The following is a 16,068-nucleotide window of genomic DNA, read 5'->3' as shown; positions in this document are numbered from 1 at the left end:
ATAACGTCCGTTCAGCGTCTCTTATGCCTAGCGCGCACCCAGGGTCTTGCGGAGTTTCTTGGCAGTGGTAAGCGCCTTGTAATACACAGGGCGCAAAGGGATGTCTCTACCGGCTGCAACAGGAGTAATCTCGCTGGTAAACTTGGTTTTGAACTCATTGAGACCTTTAAGTGAAGGTGCAAAGTCACTGCCAATACCCATAAGGTCATAGTGGGTAATGCCCATCTCTCCCAGTAGACAGCACTCGGAATACAAGAGCTTATCGGTAACGTGCATGCGCATAACCTCAGAACGCATGCCAGCATAATAGCGTACGGCTGTGTGTCCCATGAGGGTTACGATGGACCAACCAACCACACGATCATCAATACGGGCAGCAAAGACGCGACAGTGGTCTTGGCCAAGCGCATTGAGCATGTCAGTGTAGTCGGACAGGGGAGCAGGAACAAAATTATCGCGCTTGCCCGTGTCTATCATGACCTCGTAATACTTGCTAAAGTCTTGGTAAGCACGATCGGTCTCATCCAGGCAGGTTGCAGGGCATTCACGCAACGCTTTGCGAACATCGCGCCTTCCTCGGCTTTTCATCTGCTTCAGAATTGCTTCATCGCCGCCTTCCAGCGGAATGACAACGGTTTGATCGTAGGGAACAGTGCTCAAAACGGGGAGTGCTAGATTGTCGTACCAGGTATCTACACGCATAAATACCAGGTGTTTATCGCTTTGCTTGAGCTGTGTCGCCAAAGCCTGCAAAACCTGCGTTTCTGTTTCTTGACTGGGATGCTCAAGCCAGGCAGGACCATGTACGGAGCGCAGATAATGGTAGCCGTGGGTCTCAAAGTCGATAAAAGAAATAAACGCGAGCGGCTGCCCATCCTGTTGGATAACAAAACTACCCCAAGGCTTGCGTCCCTCAATGGTTGCCTGGTAGCGCGCCCAGGCGGCAGTCTGTTCTATGGGAAGTAAAAAATCGCAGCCCTGGGCTGCGGATTCTAGCTCGGATATGCTTACTTTTTTAACGGTAATCATGCTGCTCCTTATACGTATTACGCGGCTTTATTATACCGAGCGCACTCCGAGCGGGGTGCTCTTTGCCTGGTCTGCGTGAAAATTACGTGATTGTTGCGGACAAATCTAAGAAATCGAGGGCGGGGCGTGACCTTTATTTTGGGGTGGTGTATACTTTTAAAGCTATTTTTGTAGAGCCCCGTAATCTCTGTAAAAGAATTAGCAGCAGTTGTTCGTCCAGGAACAGCTACGTATCCGTATGTTGGAGGAGTCAAGTGAACAAATCGACTCATTACGCCAAGGCCGGCGAAGTCGAGCGCAATTGGGTGCTCGTTGACGCTGAGGGTGCTACCTTGGGCCGTCTTGCTACTCAGGTTGCAATGATTCTGCGTGGTAAGAATAAGCCTCAATACACCCCTCACACTGATACCGGAGACTTTGTAGTAGTTATCAATGCCGATAAGGTAGTGCTCACTGGTGTTAAGGCAGAGCACAAGTCTTACTGGCGCTACTCTGGTTTTCTTGGCGGTCTTAAGACCGAGTCTTTCAAGGTGGCTATGGAAAAGCATCCCGAGCGTGTAGTAGAGCACGCAATCAAGGGCATGCTCCCCAAAACTCGTCTTGGTGCTCAGCAGTATCGTAAGCTTCATGTATACGCTGGTTCAGAGCACCCTCACACCGCCCAGAACCCTACCAAGATTGATTTGGAGGCATAACCGATGGCTGATAACACCGCTGTATACACCGGCACTGGCCGTCGCAAGGAGGCCGTCGCTCGCGTACGCCTCGTTCCCGGCACCGGCAAGGTTACCATTAATGGTCGCGAGGCTCTGGCTTACTTTGGTCGTCAGCAGCTCGTAGACAATGCACTTGCACCTTTTAAGGTCACAGATACCGTAAACGCTTTTGACGTCATTGCTCGTTGTGATGGCGGCGGCATCAACGGTCAGTCTGGCGCACTTCGCTTGGGTATTGCCCGCGCTCTTCTCAGCGCTGGTGAGTATCGTCCTGAGCTCAAGAAGGCCGGCTTCCTTACCCGTGATGCCCGTGCTGTTGAGCGCAAGAAGTACGGTCTGAAGAAGGCCCGTAAGCGTCCTCAGTTCTCCAAGCGTTAATCTGTTATTTATTTCAGATTCATCGAAGGGGTTCGTCCTAGTGGCGAGCCCCTTTTTTGTTGGGTTACCATAGTACAAGCCGAAAGAACGGGAGACAAAATGAAGTATTTCGGGACTGATGGATTTAGAGGTAAGGCAAATGAAGGCCTTACGGTAGACCATGCCTTTCAAATTGGTCGTTTTATTGGTTGGTATTATGGTGCCAAGCAGGAGCGCAAGGCTCGTGTGCTTATTGGTAAGGACACACGTCGCTCCAGCTATATGTTTGAATCTGCTCTTGTAGCAGGCGTGGTTGCCTCGGGCGCTGACGCCTACCTGTTGCATGTCATTCCAACCCCAGGTGTGAGTTTTGAGGTGGTTGATGGCAATTTTGACTGTGGCGTCATGATTACTGCCAGCCACAATCCGTATACCGATAACGGCATTAAGCTGGTCAACAACGATGGCTACAAGATGGAAGAGGACATCTTGGAGCAGGTTGAGGACTATATTGATCATAAGTTTGAGCTGCCTTTGGCCACGGAAAACGCAATCGGCTGTACGGTGGATTACATGCAGGGGCGTAATCGCTACATTGCCCATCTCATAGCCAGCGCAAACTTCTCGCTCCAGGGTGTAAAGGTGGGTCTGGACTGTGCCAATGGTGCTGCTTCCAGTGTTGCCAAACCTGTTTTTGATGCCCTTGGGGCAGATGTACGCGTAATCAATAACTCACCCAATGGCTTTAATATCAATGTGGACGCGGGATCCACTCATATTGAGGTTTTGCAGCGTCACGTGGTGGAGCAGGGCTTGGACGTGGGCTTTGCCTACGATGGTGATGCAGACCGCTGTATTGCTGTGGATGATCGTGGTCGCGTGGTAGATGGTGACCTCATTTTGTACGTGTGTGCTAAATACCTCAATAAGCATGGTCGTTTGGCGGGCGGTACGGTAGTTCCTACCGTTATGTCCAATTTTGGCCTGTTCAAAGCCTTAGATGTCGCCAAGGTTGCCTATGAGAAAACCGACGTGGGCGATAAAAACGTCTTTGCCTGCATGCGCGCGCATGGCTACTCGTTGGGTGGCGAGCAATCTGGTCATGTTATTTTTGGCGACATAGAAAATACCGGAGATGGCATCATGACCAGCCTTCGAGTAATGGAAGTTATCCGTGCGGAGCATGAGACCTTGTCCGAACTGGTTCGTCCTGTTTCGCTGTATCCTCAGCAGCTGGATAACATCCGTGTGGCCAACAAGCAGGCCGCTATGGAATCTTGTGAGGTCAAGGCTGCGGTGGCGGCTGCCGAGAAGTTCCTCAAAGGTAATGGCCGCGTTTTGGTTCGCGCATCGGGTACCGAGCCACTGGTGCGTGTGCTGTCAGAAGCACCAGACGAGAAGCTTTGTCGCGATGCAAACGCCATTGTTATTGCAGCGCTAGAACCCTTTAAGGCTTAGATAGACATCAGTCCGGATCGTTAGGATAGGTATGTGCGGAATCGTTGGCTATATTGGAACAAAACAGGCGGCGCCGTTTTTATTAGAGGGGCTTGCCGCTCTTGAATACCGCGGATATGACTCAGCGGGCGTGGAAGTGCTGTCTAAGGACGGTGGGTTGCACGGGGTTAAGTGCGCTGGTCGTGTGTCTGTATTGGCGCAGCGCTGCTCTACGGCAAATCTGTTGGGTACCAGCGGCATTGCTCACACGCGTTGGGCAACTCACGGTGCTCCCTCGGATAAAAACTCTCACCCTCATGTGGACTGCTCGGGACGCGTGGCCATTGTCCACAACGGTATTATCGAGAACTACCGCGCGCTTAAAGAGGAGTTGCTGGTAGCGGGGCACAGTTTTGTATCCGATACAGACTCTGAGGTGATAGCCCATCTGATCGAGGAGTCTTTAGCCGGTCCGGCTCAAAAAAACCTGCTGGAGGCGGTGTGCATTGCAACAAGCCGCTTGGAGGGTTCGTGGGCCCTGGCGGTCTTGTGTGCAGATACCCCTGATGAGTTGGTGGTTGCTCGCAATCGTTCTCCGCTGATCATTGCTCAGGCACCCGATGGTGTGTATGCCGCATCCGATGTTTCTGCACTGGCCGGCAAGGCCTCTGAGGTCATTCAGTTGGACGATAAGCAGCTGGCGCGTCTTTCCAAGAACGGCAACGTGAGCGTCATCAGCTCCGAAGGCTCGCTTGTTGCACAACCCAATAAATACACGGTTGATTGGGAGGCTTCCGCAGCTACCCTGGGCGGCTATCCAGACTTCATGGCAAAAGAAATTGCCGAGCAGCCCGAGGCGCTAGAGCGTCTGTTGCATGAGCGCATGTCTGATACGGGCATCACACTGGATGAGCTTAAAATGTCCAATCAAGATATTGCTGCTATTGATAGGATCTATGTCATTGCCTGTGGTACCAGCTATCATGTGGGGCTTATCGCCCGTACCGTGATAGAAGCCTGGGCAAAGGTGCCCGTTGTGGTAGAAACGGCATCAGAATTTATTTATCAGGATGTGTTGGTAACGGATCATACGCTGTGCGTGATTATCTCTCAGTCCGGAGAAACAGCCGATACCCTCTCTGCCGCTCGCAAGATGCGTAGCTTGGGTGCGCGGGTGTTTGCCATCACCAACGTGATTGGCTCTACCGCCGCGCGCGAAAGTGACGGCGTGCTGTATATTCAAGCAGGTCCTGAGGTATGCGTCTGTTCCACCAAGGCCTATACGGCTCAGATGGTTGCAGCTGTTCTGTTGGCGCTGTACTTAGCACACCACAAGGGCACTATGAGCTACGAGCAGGTGCAAGACAAGTATTCTGAGCTGCTCAAACTGCCCGATCAGATGCGTGAAGTGCTCAAGCGTGGTTGGCAGGACAAGGTGGTGTCTCGGGCCTTTGCCCAGGCAAACTCCAGCTTGTTTTTGGGGCGTGGCGTTAATGCCACAACGGCTGCAGAAGGCGCCTTAAAGCTTAAAGAAGTGAGCTATCTTCATGCAGAAGCCTATGCTGCCGGTGAGATGAAGCACGGTCCCATTGCGCTTCTCGAGAAGGGCTTTCCTGTTGTGGCGCTTGTGCCGCAAGATCGCGTGCATGATAAAACCGTTTCCAACATAGAGGAAGTTATCGCTCGTGGAGCTACCTGCATTGCTGTAGCTACCGACGGCGATGCGGATGTGGCTGCGCTGTGTCATCATGTGCTGTGGATTCCGCCCATGCAGGAGGAGCTCTTTGTTCCCATTGTGGCCGTTGTTCATTTGCAGATGCTTGCACGTAACGTGGCGCTGGCGCGCAAGTGTGATGTCGATAAGCCACGCAACCTGGCTAAATCGGTTACGGTTGAGTAGGGCAAAGGTGGCAAGACTATGGCACTAGCTGGTGTTGGGGTAGACATTTTTGAAATTGCACGCATGGAGCGCGCACTTGAGCGCTATCCTCATCTTGCTGCGCGCGTGTTTACACCCCAAGAACAAGCGTACTGCAATGCCAAAGCGCGTCCCGCTCAGCATTATGCCTGCCGATTTGCAGCACGTGAAGCTGTGCTTAAGGCTTTGGGCACGGGTTTTTCACAAGGTATTGGTCTGTCCGATGTGAGTGTTGCGCACGATGCCAATGGCAAACCCATGGTCGTGCTGTGCAATAAGGCGTTTGCCATTGCGCAGAAAAACGGTGTACTTGAGGTGGCGCTTTCGCTATCGTTTACTCATGAGTTTGCCGTAGCCAATGCCGTTGCTGTAACGGCTCAGGCTCGTCCCAAAAAGGACGAGAAGCCCGATCCAAAGGAGCAGCTTGCCGCCTCATTCAAGGAAGCTCGTTGCGTGATAGATGAGCTAGAACGTGTACAAATTTCTGCCATGGAGCCCCTAGGAGCACCGCGTGCCCAAAAGCAAGCTGCTGATCCTACCGGCACGACCATGCTTGATGTTGTTGATGTTGCCAACCAGTCCACCGAGGAGTAGTGATAGTCCATGCAACCAGTTCTTAATGTCGAGGACATTAAGCGCGTTGAGAGTAGTCTTAATCGTGCTGGGGTAAGTGTGTCCGAGCTCATGCATCGTGCGGGTGCGGCTGCGGCGGCAGAAGTTGCTCATATGGAGGATGTCCATTCTGCCCTCATCTTTGTTGGTATGGGCAACAATGGTGGAGATGGCTGGGTTGCAGCAGAAGATCTCCTTAAGATGGGCTTGGCTGTTACGGTGGTCTGTCCTGTTGCGCCAGAGGCACTGCGTTCGGATTTGGCGTTGGTTGCTGCTCGCAGCGCTGTTGCAGCGGGTGTATCGGTACGAGTGGCCCCGCCGCGCTCCCAGCTTGATGAGCTGTTGTTTGAGCATGACGCGTGTCTGGATGCCATGTTGGGCACCGGGTTTCATGGCGTTGTTTCCGCTCCGTTTGACATCTGGATTGATGCCATCAATATGAGTGGTATTCCGGTTGTGTCTGTGGATGTACCCAGTGGTTTATCGGCACAAACAGGGCATGCCTCGGGTCTTTGTGTCTATGCGGACATCACGGTAACCATGATTGCATTAAAGCCCGGCCTTCTGGCGGATGAAGGCCGTGATGCTTGCGGCGCCATTGTGATTGCTCCGCTTGACGATAAAACAGAAGAGCTGGTTTTGAAGGCCGATCCCGTAGCGTGGCGTGCCGAGACAAGCGACTACATGGATGTGATTGCTAATCGTACCAGCGCTATCGATAAGTACACGCGTGGCAGCGTATTGGTCGTGGCAGGCTCCACGCGCTATCCTGGCGCAGCAATTTTGGCAGCGCGCTCTGCTGCACGAAGCGGCGCGGGCTATGTAACACTGGCGGTTCCTGCTTGCATTGCTGCAATTGTGCAGGCACAGCTTATAGAAATTCCCGTAGTACCCTGTCCCTATGACCCTGAATCCGGAACTTTTTCTGAGGATGCGGTTGATATTATCGTAAAGCTTGCCGGACGCGCTAACTCCGTTTTGGTTGGCCCGGGTATGCGTGTTACTGCAGCCACCGTATGTTTGTGCTCCCACTTACTGTCCACTAAAGTTCCACTGGTTATGGATGCAGATGCGCTTAATTGCTTAGCGCGACTTACAGAAAATCGTCTGGATAACTACCCGGAGCTGATCCGCCGTCAGTCCACCTTGGTCCTTACGCCACACCGTCGTGAACTTGGTCGGCTTATGGGCTTGCCCGATACCCCACCAGATTCTCTTACCTCTGCACTTGAGGCATCACGTCGTATTGTTTGGTCTGATGGTGGTTCTGAGCTTACGATTGTGGCAAAGGGCAGCGCTACCGCTTGTGTGGGCGTTGAATCTGCCGTGTTACCTAAGCCCGGTCCTGCATCGTTGGCAACGGCGGGTTCTGGAGATGTACTGTCTGGTGTTATTGCAGCACAGTTGGCGCAAAACAAACCAGAGGGTGCACTGCTTCCCTTGCTGTGCGCTTTGGCCTGCGAGATTCATGGTGGTGCAGCAGTTATGGCAGAAGCACGCTTTGGAAGCCGCGGTGTCATGGCGTCCGACCTTATCGACAGTCTGGGCCTAGCAACTGACCAGATAGAAACGCAGGCTGCCATGCCAGAAGATATGGACTTTAGCCTTGATTCGCAGCACGGCACCGAGGGAGATGACCGGATTGCTTAGTAAGGCGTGCCCCGACACTCGCTGGGCGTGGGTAGAGATTGATCAAGCTGCACTGCGCTACAACACCCGTGCTTTTAAGGCTCGCCTTGCACGGGGCGTTAAGATGATGTGTGTGGTTAAGGCGGATGCCTATGGCCATGGGGCGGTGCCTTGCGCCAAGATTATGGCTGCCGCTGGAGCAGATCAATTTGCCGTAGCGACGGTAGAAGAGGGCGTGCAGTTGCGGCACGCTGGGATTCTTGAGCCAATTTTGCTGCTATCAGAACCTCCCGTAGAGGCCATTCCTACTCTTATTGAGTACGATATTATGCCTTCAGTGTATACCGAAGAGTTTGCCTATGCACTGGGTGAAAGTGCATCGCTTGCAGGCAAAGTGGCTCACTATCATATTGCCGTAGATACGGGCATGAGCCGCATTGGTTTGCGTCCTTCAGATGTGCTGGAGTTTCGTCGTAATGTAGAGTTTCATGCAGGGCTTGAGTGTGCCGGAATTTTTACACACTTTGCTACGGCAGACGAGCCTGGCGGTTGGGACTTTGAGCTGCAATATAAGCGCTTTATGGACGCGGTGCACTCCCTTGATGAAGCGGGTTTATCGTACGGCATTGTGCATTGCAACAATACTCCTGCAACCATGCTACATACAGAAACACAGCATATGATGTGTCGTGTTGGAGTTGGCCTGTACGGCATGCATCCCGCTAGCACAACGGTGTACACCATGGAGCTCAAGCCCGTTATGAGCGTGCGCGCTCGGGTGACACACACCTGCTATCCCGCAGTGGGTGAGGGCGTAAGCTATGGTCTTACGTATCGTATTCCAAAACAGAATATTCAGATTGCCACCATTCCTCTTGGGTATGCCGACGGACTTTCTCGCAATCTTTCCAACAAGATGGAGGTGTTGGTTAATGGGCAGCGCTGCAAACAGGTTGGTCGTATTTGCATGGATCAGTGCATGTTTGCTGTGGACGTAAATAGTCGGAGCTATAAGCCCAACACCCCTGTTGAAGTGGGAGACGTGGTAACCATCTTAGGCACCGATGGCCAGCAGGCCATTACCGCAGAAGACCACGCATATATACGCGATACCATCAACTACGAAGTTACTTGCAATTTTGGAATGCGATTGCAGAAAGTATATGTATAGCATATGGCTCGTGTGCGAAAGGAGCGCCCATCGCTAGCGGACGCTGAAGGGACTATATACACCATGGAGATTCCGGGACATCCACATCCAAAACCCGGTGAGGTTTCACTGGATGAGCTTGCGGCTCTTATGCAGGATTGTCGTAAGTGTACCTTGTGTGACACGCGTACCACCATTGTGTTTGGTGATGGCAATCCGCATGCGCGGGTGATGTTTATTGGTGAGGCTCCCGGCCGTAATGAGGATTTGGGAGGCAAGCCATTTATTGGTGCTGCAGGTCATAAGCTGGATGCCCTCTTAAGCTGTGCAGGTTTAATGCGAGAAGAGATTTTTATCGCCAACGTACTCAAATGCCGCCCGCCCGCAAATCGCAATCCGCGCTACGATGAAATTCAAGCCTGTTCACCCTACTTACGTGAGCAAGTGCGCTCTATTTGGCCCGATGTGATTGTTTGTTTGGGTAACTTTGCTTCGCAATGGGTACTAAAAACAGAGCAGGGCGTAACCAGTTTGCGTGGACAGCTGTATCAACAAGGACACTTTGTTGTCTGTCCAACCTTTCATCCGGCGGCGACCATCTATCACAGGGAGTGGCAGCCACTTTTGGAGGAAGACCTGCGTCTTGTGGGTGCGTGGCTTACGCAAAATCCTCGTTCGGGCAGTGCTCAAGCTGATCGAACACAACTCCCTAAGGAGTAGGCATGATGTTACTTCCAACCAAGCTTGACGATACGAGCTACGAGTCTGCCTGTTTTGAGCAAACTATTGGCTTGGGAGCGCAGCTAGGTGCTTTGTTGCAAGCGGGAGATGTTGTGGTGCTTACGGGTGATCTGGGAGCAGGAAAGACACAGCTTACCAAGGGTATAGCACAGGGCATGGGTATCACAGATGAAATAACCAGTCCTACCTTTACCATTCAGATGATATATCAGGGTACATCCATGCCACTCTATCATTTTGACCTGTATCGCCTGTCTGATCCAGAAGAGCTGGGTGATGCCGGTGTGTGGGACGCACTGGAAAGTGATGGCCCCTGTGTTATAGAGTGGGGCGAGCAGTTTTCTGAAGAGCTGGGGGAGGAGCGCCTCGACGTGTTTCTCACCAGATTGGATGATCAAGCAAAAGCTGGTCAGGAGCCAGCTCGTCAAATCAAATTTGAACCAAAGGGAGAGCGCGCACGAATTCTTGTGTCGCAGCTTGCCTGTGCAATTGAGTAGAGGTTTTTATGGCATTAGCAGATGGGCGCAAGCTTGTTCTTGCGCTTGATACGTCTTCCGACATGCTGGTGTGTGGTGTTGCCGCATGGGACGAGACTGACCTTGGCAGCGCATCCACAACTACCGGTTCTGCCCAGAAGCCCCGCGCTATGGTGCAGATGCTGGCTTGTCGTGACCACCTGTGTCGTCGGCAAGCAAATGTAGAGTTGGTAAGCACGGCACAGCAAGCACTGAGCGATGCGGGACTAAGCATAGAAGATGTGGATAGCGTGCTAGTGGGTCGTGGTCCTGGTTCATTTACTGGTGTGCGTATTGGTATTGCTACGGCCAAAGGCCTTGCTTGTGGTGCAGGAACTCCCTTGTGGGGTGGCTCTACCCTCGATAGCATTGCGTGGACTGCCTGGAAGGCTGGTGTGCGCGGCACTTTGGGCGTGGTAGCAGATGCTATGCGTGGCGAGGTCTATCCTGGCACCTATCAGCTGGATGATATGGGGGCGTGTCGTCTGTTTGGCACCGAGGTGGTTCGCAAGGCTCAGGTCTGCGTAGACCAGTGGCGTACACAGCTCAACGCTGCAGAACTTATCTTGTGTGGTGACGGCTTGGTAAAGCATCGTGAAAAATTTGAACAAGCAGGCTTTACCACCATTCTTGATGAAAACCTTTGGCGCCCTACCAGTGAAGGCTTGTTGCTTGCCTATGCCGCACCCAATGCTGTGGCGGATAGGGCTGCGGGAGATCCGGCATTGGTATTGCCCGTATACACCCGTCTGTCCGATGCAGAAGAAAACGAGCGCAAACGTTTGGGTATGCAGGTGCCTGCGAGCGTAGCAATTACAGGCACGGCAGATGTGCTTGCCGATATGCACCTGCGGCTGCGTCCCATGAGCGTTAACGATATAGATCAAGTGGCTGCCCTTGATGCCCTGTGTTTTGAGGACTCCGTTCATATGCCGTGGACGCGCACCATGTTTGAAGAGGAGCTTGCCGCACCAGGTAGGAGTTGGTGGGTTGCTCATGATATGGATCAGATTATTGGTGTTGCAGGTGGCATGCTTGTGGGCGACGATATGGAAATCAGCACGGTGGACGTACTGCCCGCTCGTCGTCGCGAGAAGATCGCGTCGCGCCTGATTGCACGACTTGCCTACGATGCGCAAATGCTCAATGCACAAAGCATTTCCCTTGAGGTATATGAGCACAATGATGGGGCACTAGCCCTGTATGAAAGCATGGGATTTGTACAAGAAGGAGCACGCCCCAATTATTATGGCGCTGGTAATGCGGCATATATCATGCGTGCCAGCCTGCCTTTATCGGTAGATACACAGGTGGATACCGTTGTGCCTACCCCACAGGCATCCATTCGCCCTTGGCCCATTGTGGCACACGAGCGCTCGCAAAAAACCCAGCAAGCACTTGCCCAGGCCGGGGAGCTCATCTTGTCCATTGAGTCTTCGTGCGATGAAACCGCCATGGCCATCATAGATTCGCATGGACAGATTTGTGCCAATGTGGTGGCAACCTCCATTGATTTTCATGCCCGCTTTGGTGGCGTTGTTCCAGAGATTGCTTCGCGCAAACATGTTGAGGCCATCGTGGGCGTTTTTGAGGAGCTTATGGCACAGGCGGGTGAGTACTTTGGCTGTGACACGCTTGAACCATCTGACCTTTCTGCCGTCGGCGTAACCGCAGGTCCTGGGTTGGTTGGAGCCTTGGTTGTAGGCGTTGCTTTTGCCAAAGGGCTGTGTGTGGGCGCACAGTTGCCCTTGATTGCCGTGCACCATCTAGAAGGTCACTTGCTCGCTAATTTGTTTGAGACGCCCGACCTGGAGCCACCCTTTGTGGCAAGCCTTGTTTCTGGTGGTAATACCATGCTGGTGTACGTGCGCGCGTGGGGAGACTACCAAATTTTGGGTACGACCATTGACGATGCCGTGGGTGAGGCCTTTGATAAGGTAGCTAAGGCGCTTGGTTTAGGCTATCCCGGTGGTCCTGTTATAAGTAAACTTGCCGCCAAAGGAAATAAAAAGGCTATACATTTTCCGCGCGCAATGATGCATAGTCACGACTACCGTTTTTCTCTCTCCGGTCTTAAGACCTCAGTGATTACCTACATAGAGAATCAAAACAAAAACGGCAACCCCATCAACCTTCCGGACTTGGCGGCTTCGTTTGAGGCTGCGGTGGTTGACGTGCAGGTGTCAAAGGCGCTGGCCGCAGTAGAAGAAACGGGCGTACATGACTTTTGTGTGGGCGGAGGCGTGGCGGCAAATCCTGCCCTCCGTGCAGAATACCAGCAAAAATTCGGGAAGCGTGGCGTTCGTGTGACCGTTCCGCCTCTGGTGGTGTGTGGCGATAACGGCGTGATGATTGCAGCTGCAGCGCTGCGCAATTTCCGCGCAGGACAGTTTGCGCCACTGAGTTTGGACGCAGATCCTAACGCTGTTTTGGGTACGTGGTCCAGCACGGTCAAGCCGATCGTGCGTCCTTTAAGCCAGTAAAATGTAGCCTGTAATGCTTCTTAAAACCTAGTCTTTTTCTAGGATTGTGATGCATAAAATTGGATGGTATATTCAATAAACTGGGACCATGAATCAAAATATCCACTTAGATTTTATGTCGATGGTGTTTCTTTCTGATGTGTGCGTGCTTTAGATAGATGTATGTACTAGACTACTCTAATAGCACATAGAACTTTCACGCATTCAGTTGCAAGGGGGAAGGGAATGGGTCCCTTCCGGTTGTATGTGCGGAGGGGGTCGCTCAAAATTGCTGGAAAGAAGGAAATAATATGACCTTACCCATGCGTAAAGAACCACCACAAAGCTCTTGTTCAACTATGATGGTCAAACCTCAACGATCGCAATTCTCGCGGCGTGATTTCCTTAAGTTTTCTGGTATCTCAATTTTGAGCATAGCAGGCGTATCTGTTTTGACGGCTTGCGGCCCTGCACCTGAGGGCACGGTAGATTTGGTTGCCCGTAAAGACGGCGCATCTTCAGCGACTGTTTTGGGTGATGGCAAGACCTTGCGTGTTGGTATGGAGGCTGCGTATGCCCCCTTTAACTGGCAAGCAACCCAGGCATCTGATACCACTATTCCTATTCAAAATGTTTCTGGCGCTTATGCCGATGGCTATGACGTGCAGCTTGCCAAGGTAGTTGCGGCTGCATTGGGCATGGAAGCTGTTGCGGTCAAGATGTCCTTTAGTGGCTTAATTGACTCTTTGAACAATGGTCAGATTGACATTATTATGGCGGGTATGAGTGCTACGGATGAGCGCCGTCAAGCGATTGATTTTTCCGACCCCTATTTTGTAGGCGGTTTTGGTTTGTTGGTAAAAGAGGGTTCAAAATATGCCACGGCAACGTCTTTGGCCGACTTTGATGGTGCTGCCGTCCTGGGTCAAAAAGATACGATGCTGGATACGGTTATCGATGAGATCCCTCATGTTAACCATCTCACGCCGGTAGAATCCGTTCCATCTCAGCTGTCACAGCTTAACCAAGGTACCTGTGACGCTATTACTTATAACACCGAGAATACCAAGGGCTTGCTTCGCGCCAATAAAGGTTTGGTAGCAATCCAATTTGACGAGGGTAAAGGGTTTGGTGAAACCGTACCCTGCAATGCAGGTATTAAGAAGGGACAAGATGCCATTCTTGCAAAGATCAATGAGGCATTTTCCAAGATTTCTCAAGACGAGCGTACCAAAATTTTTGATGCGTGCGTAGACCGTCAGCCTGCATAAGCTGCTTTTAATCTGCCTGTTATACAATTTATTTCATAAGGAGCAATCCACATGAGCAATCAACAAGGGGGCGCTGTGCCTCCAAGTACTGGGTTTAGCGCGCTTCTTCGCTTTATTAAGACCGACCACCGCTATGTGTTGTTGGGTACCAGTGCTATTGCCTGCTTAGGCATGTGGTTTTCTAGCCAGGTTCGTAGTACTTGGAGCTTTTTGGCTCCCGTGTACACACTGGAAGTTGTCATGTATTACACGCTCTTTGCGTTTGTAGTTTTTTCTGCTGTTGCGCTGGTAAATAAGCTCGTGCATTGGAAGGATTATGCTACGACCTCTTGGTTTGTCTCGACACGAGCAAAAAAGATTGAGCGCATTGCCTCGTATGTAGTGGTAGCACTGACCATCATCTTGGCTGTTGATCGTGTGGTTATGGGCTTTGGCTCCATTGTTGCAGGAAGTGTAGGTGCACAGGCCAACCCTGATGGATTTTTGCCCAGTGCGGTATACATGGTGTACCAAGGTCGTGGCATTTTTGCACGCGGCATTGCAACCACTATTGAGCTGGCTGTATTTGGTACCGTTATCGCTTTTTTCCTTGCAGTTCTGCTGGTGTTTATCCGTATTCAGAAAATTGATAGGCCAGACAATGACTTTGTTCGCTTTCTTAAGGTAGTGGGCGTAGGCTTTGCCAAGCTGTATTCTGCTGTGGTGCGCGGCACACCTATGATGGTGCAGTCCTTGCTTATTTACTTTGCTGGTTTTGCTGTACTCAGTTCTACGGGCATGTCTGCTGGTGAGATTCGTGCCATTTGGAGTACTTTTATTGCTGGTTTGGTTACCATCTCGCTTAACTCTACTGCGTATATGATGGAGGTCTTGCGCGGAGGAATTGAGGCGGTAGACGGCGGTCAAAATGAGGCGGCACGTTCTCTTGGCCTTTCTCAGTGGCAAGCTATGACACGCGTTGTCTTTCCTCAGGGCATTAAAAACGCCATTCCTGCCCTGTCCAATGAGCTGGTTGTAAACATTAAGGACTCTTCGGTTTTGTCCGTTATTGGCGTGTTTGACCTCATGTTTGCCACCACTACGGTTGCTGGTATTTATTATCGTCAGCTTGCGGTGTATGCGGTTGCTACCGTGTGCTATCTGATTTTGACCATGATTGCTTCTAAGCTTTTGGGCATGCTTGCTTATCATCTGGAAGTGTCATCGCCTGGTCCGGTGTTATCCACCTCAGACATGACGCATACCACTGGTGTTGCGGGAGCTAAGGCAGATCCCACGAAGGTTGTAGTGCATAAAGCACCTGTGGCTAAAGCATCTCGTAAGGGTTCTGGCTCTACCCAGTCAGCCCCATCATCTAAATCGGCACAATCATCCAAATCTGCCAATTCATCCAAATCGACCAAATCGACGGAAAGGTAAGCATCATGACTGACACAGCTTCCAACACCCCCGTCACTGCTCAAGATCCGGTTATTAAGATTGAAAACCTGCGCAAGAGCTTTGGTACCCATGAGGTACTTAAGAACATTGACTTTGAAGTTTTTCCTGGTGAAGTAGTCACTATTATCGGTGCATCAGGCTCTGGAAAATCTACCCTGCTGCGCTGCATCAACTTGTTAGAGATGCCCGATTCTGGCCATGTATGGTTCCGCGGTCATGACCTTGCAGCTCAGCATGTAGATGTGAATAAGCTGCGTTCCAGCATTGGTATGGTATTCCAGGGCTTTAACCTGTTTAACAACCTCAACGTGCTGGATAATTGCACGCTGGCACCCACTGCGCTCAAGAAGATGAAGAAGCCTCAGGCAGAAGAGATAGCCAAAAAACATCTTGATTCCGTGGGTCTTCTCGACTTTGCGCATGCATCTGTTACATCACTGTCGGGCGGCCAAAAGCAGCGTGTAGCCATTGCGCGAGCCCTATGTATGGAGCCCGAGATCATGCTGTTTGACGAGCCTACCAGCGCGCTTGATCCAGAAATTGTCGGCGAAGTCCTCATGGTTATGCGTGACCTGGCAGCCCAGGGTATGACCATGGTTGTGGTTACGCATGAGATGGACTTTGCAAAAAATGTTTCCGATAAGGTCGTGTTTATGGATCAGGGAGTCATTGCAGAGATGGGTGACCCGCACAAACTGTTTACTAATCCAGATTGCGATCGTACGCGCGAGTTTTTGTCGCGTTATTTGGAAGATACCGGCGTAGAAGGCGTAGACTAGCGGCAGAGTTCT

At 51.6% G+C, this 16,068-nt stretch carries 14 protein-coding genes; 13 read left to right on the top strand and 1 reads right to left on the bottom strand.

The window, feature by feature from the left end; genetic code table 11:
• Positions 1-27: 27 nt before the first annotated feature.
• Complete coding sequence (locus tag HMPREF1091_RS07665) at positions 28-1,029, bottom strand: lipid II:glycine glycyltransferase FemX (RefSeq protein WP_002564240.1); 1,002 nt, start codon at positions 1,027-1,029, stop codon at positions 28-30.
• 254 nt (positions 1,030-1,283) lie between these two features.
• On the opposite strand from HMPREF1091_RS07665, the gene rplM reads away from it, so the two are divergent.
• The 13 genes from rplM (at position 1,284) to HMPREF1091_RS07600 (ending at position 16,056) form a co-directional block, all read left to right on the top strand.
• Entirely contained in the window at positions 1,284-1,724 is a 441-nt protein-coding gene (gene rplM, locus HMPREF1091_RS07660; RefSeq protein ID WP_002564239.1) for a 50S ribosomal protein L13, read from the top strand.
• A gap of 3 nt (positions 1,725-1,727) precedes the next feature.
• Positions 1,728-2,123 carry a 30S ribosomal protein S9 gene (rpsI, locus tag HMPREF1091_RS07655; protein ID WP_002564238.1) on the top strand — a complete coding sequence of 132 codons (396 nt, stop codon included), beginning with the start codon at positions 1,728-1,730 and terminating at the stop codon, positions 2,121-2,123.
• Positions 2,124-2,222: 99 nt separating this feature from the next.
• Positions 2,223-3,560, top strand: coding sequence for a phosphoglucosamine mutase (glmM, locus tag HMPREF1091_RS07650; RefSeq protein WP_002564237.1), 1,338 nt, complete (start codon positions 2,223-2,225; stop codon positions 3,558-3,560).
• A 31-nt stretch (positions 3,561-3,591) separates the two neighbouring features.
• Positions 3,592-5,439 carry a glutamine--fructose-6-phosphate transaminase (isomerizing) gene (gene glmS / locus HMPREF1091_RS07645; protein ID WP_002564236.1) on the top strand — a complete coding sequence of 616 codons (1,848 nt, stop codon included), beginning with the start codon at positions 3,592-3,594 and terminating at the stop codon, positions 5,437-5,439.
• Positions 5,440-5,457: 18 nt separating this feature from the next.
• Positions 5,458-6,051, top strand: a complete 594-nt coding sequence (gene acpS / locus HMPREF1091_RS07640) for a holo-ACP synthase (RefSeq protein WP_002564235.1) — start codon at positions 5,458-5,460, stop codon at positions 6,049-6,051.
• 9 nt (positions 6,052-6,060) lie between these two features.
• Complete coding sequence (locus tag HMPREF1091_RS07635; RefSeq protein ID WP_002564234.1) at positions 6,061-7,719, top strand: bifunctional ADP-dependent NAD(P)H-hydrate dehydratase/NAD(P)H-hydrate epimerase; 1,659 nt, start codon at positions 6,061-6,063, stop codon at positions 7,717-7,719.
• On the top strand, positions 7,703-8,869 hold the full coding sequence (gene alr / locus HMPREF1091_RS07630) for an alanine racemase (RefSeq protein WP_002564233.1): 1,167 nt from the start codon (positions 7,703-7,705) through the stop codon (positions 8,867-8,869). Before HMPREF1091_RS07635 ends, alr begins: the two co-directional genes overlap by 17 nt.
• A gap of 3 nt (positions 8,870-8,872) precedes the next feature.
• On the top strand, positions 8,873-9,568 hold the full coding sequence (locus HMPREF1091_RS07625) for a uracil-DNA glycosylase (protein WP_002564232.1): 696 nt from the start codon (positions 8,873-8,875) through the stop codon (positions 9,566-9,568).
• 2 nt (positions 9,569-9,570) lie between these two features.
• On the top strand, positions 9,571-10,086 hold the full coding sequence (gene tsaE, locus HMPREF1091_RS07620) for a tRNA (adenosine(37)-N6)-threonylcarbamoyltransferase complex ATPase subunit type 1 TsaE (RefSeq protein ID WP_002564231.1): 516 nt from the start codon (positions 9,571-9,573) through the stop codon (positions 10,084-10,086).
• An 8-nt stretch (positions 10,087-10,094) separates the two neighbouring features.
• Positions 10,095-12,587 carry a tRNA (adenosine(37)-N6)-threonylcarbamoyltransferase complex transferase subunit TsaD gene (gene tsaD, locus HMPREF1091_RS07615; protein WP_002564230.1) on the top strand — a complete coding sequence of 831 codons (2,493 nt, stop codon included), beginning with the start codon at positions 10,095-10,097 and terminating at the stop codon, positions 12,585-12,587.
• Positions 12,588-12,877: 290 nt separating this feature from the next.
• Positions 12,878-13,837: a transporter substrate-binding domain-containing protein gene (locus HMPREF1091_RS07610; protein ID WP_002564229.1), complete on the top strand. Its 960-nt coding sequence runs from the start codon at positions 12,878-12,880 to the stop codon at positions 13,835-13,837.
• Between the two features lie 51 nt (positions 13,838-13,888).
• Positions 13,889-15,256, top strand: a complete 1,368-nt coding sequence (locus tag HMPREF1091_RS07605) for an amino acid ABC transporter permease (protein WP_002564228.1) — start codon at positions 13,889-13,891, stop codon at positions 15,254-15,256.
• Between the two features lie 5 nt (positions 15,257-15,261).
• A complete protein-coding gene (locus HMPREF1091_RS07600) occupies positions 15,262-16,056 on the top strand; it encodes an amino acid ABC transporter ATP-binding protein (protein ID WP_002564227.1) in 795 nt (264 codons plus the stop codon).
• Positions 16,057-16,068: the final 12 nt, after the last annotated feature.

The sequence above is a fragment of the Atopobium minutum 10063974 genome, assembly GCF_000364325.1.
GTDB classification, from domain to species: domain Bacteria; phylum Actinomycetota; class Coriobacteriia; order Coriobacteriales; family Atopobiaceae; genus Atopobium; species Atopobium minutum.
This window is presented reverse-complemented; position numbering and strand designations above follow the sequence as displayed.

What these genes read in the sequence shown, in the direction of transcription:
- HMPREF1091_RS07665 (WP_002564240.1), bottom strand. Translation starts at nt 1,029, where the DNA reads ATGATTACCGTTAAAAAAGTAAGCATATCCGAGCTAGAATCCGCAGCC.
- rpsI (WP_002564238.1), top strand. Translation starts at nt 1,728, where the DNA reads ATGGCTGATAACACCGCTGTATACACCGGCACTGGCCGTCGCAAGGAG.
- glmM (WP_002564237.1), top strand. Translation starts at nt 2,223, where the DNA reads ATGAAGTATTTCGGGACTGATGGATTTAGAGGTAAGGCAAATGAAGGC.
- glmS (WP_002564236.1), top strand. Translation starts at nt 3,592, where the DNA reads ATGTGCGGAATCGTTGGCTATATTGGAACAAAACAGGCGGCGCCGTTT.
- acpS (WP_002564235.1), top strand. Translation starts at nt 5,458, where the DNA reads ATGGCACTAGCTGGTGTTGGGGTAGACATTTTTGAAATTGCACGCATG.
- HMPREF1091_RS07635 (WP_002564234.1), top strand. Translation starts at nt 6,061, where the DNA reads ATGCAACCAGTTCTTAATGTCGAGGACATTAAGCGCGTTGAGAGTAGT.
- alr (WP_002564233.1), top strand. Translation starts at nt 7,703, where the DNA reads ATGACCGGATTGCTTAGTAAGGCGTGCCCCGACACTCGCTGGGCGTGG.
- HMPREF1091_RS07625 (WP_002564232.1), top strand. Translation starts at nt 8,873, where the DNA reads ATGGCTCGTGTGCGAAAGGAGCGCCCATCGCTAGCGGACGCTGAAGGG.
- tsaE (WP_002564231.1), top strand. Translation starts at nt 9,571, where the DNA reads ATGATGTTACTTCCAACCAAGCTTGACGATACGAGCTACGAGTCTGCC.
- tsaD (WP_002564230.1), top strand. Translation starts at nt 10,095, where the DNA reads ATGGCATTAGCAGATGGGCGCAAGCTTGTTCTTGCGCTTGATACGTCT.
- HMPREF1091_RS07610 (WP_002564229.1), top strand. Translation starts at nt 12,878, where the DNA reads ATGACCTTACCCATGCGTAAAGAACCACCACAAAGCTCTTGTTCAACT.
- HMPREF1091_RS07605 (WP_002564228.1), top strand. Translation starts at nt 13,889, where the DNA reads ATGAGCAATCAACAAGGGGGCGCTGTGCCTCCAAGTACTGGGTTTAGC.
- HMPREF1091_RS07600 (WP_002564227.1), top strand. Translation starts at nt 15,262, where the DNA reads ATGACTGACACAGCTTCCAACACCCCCGTCACTGCTCAAGATCCGGTT.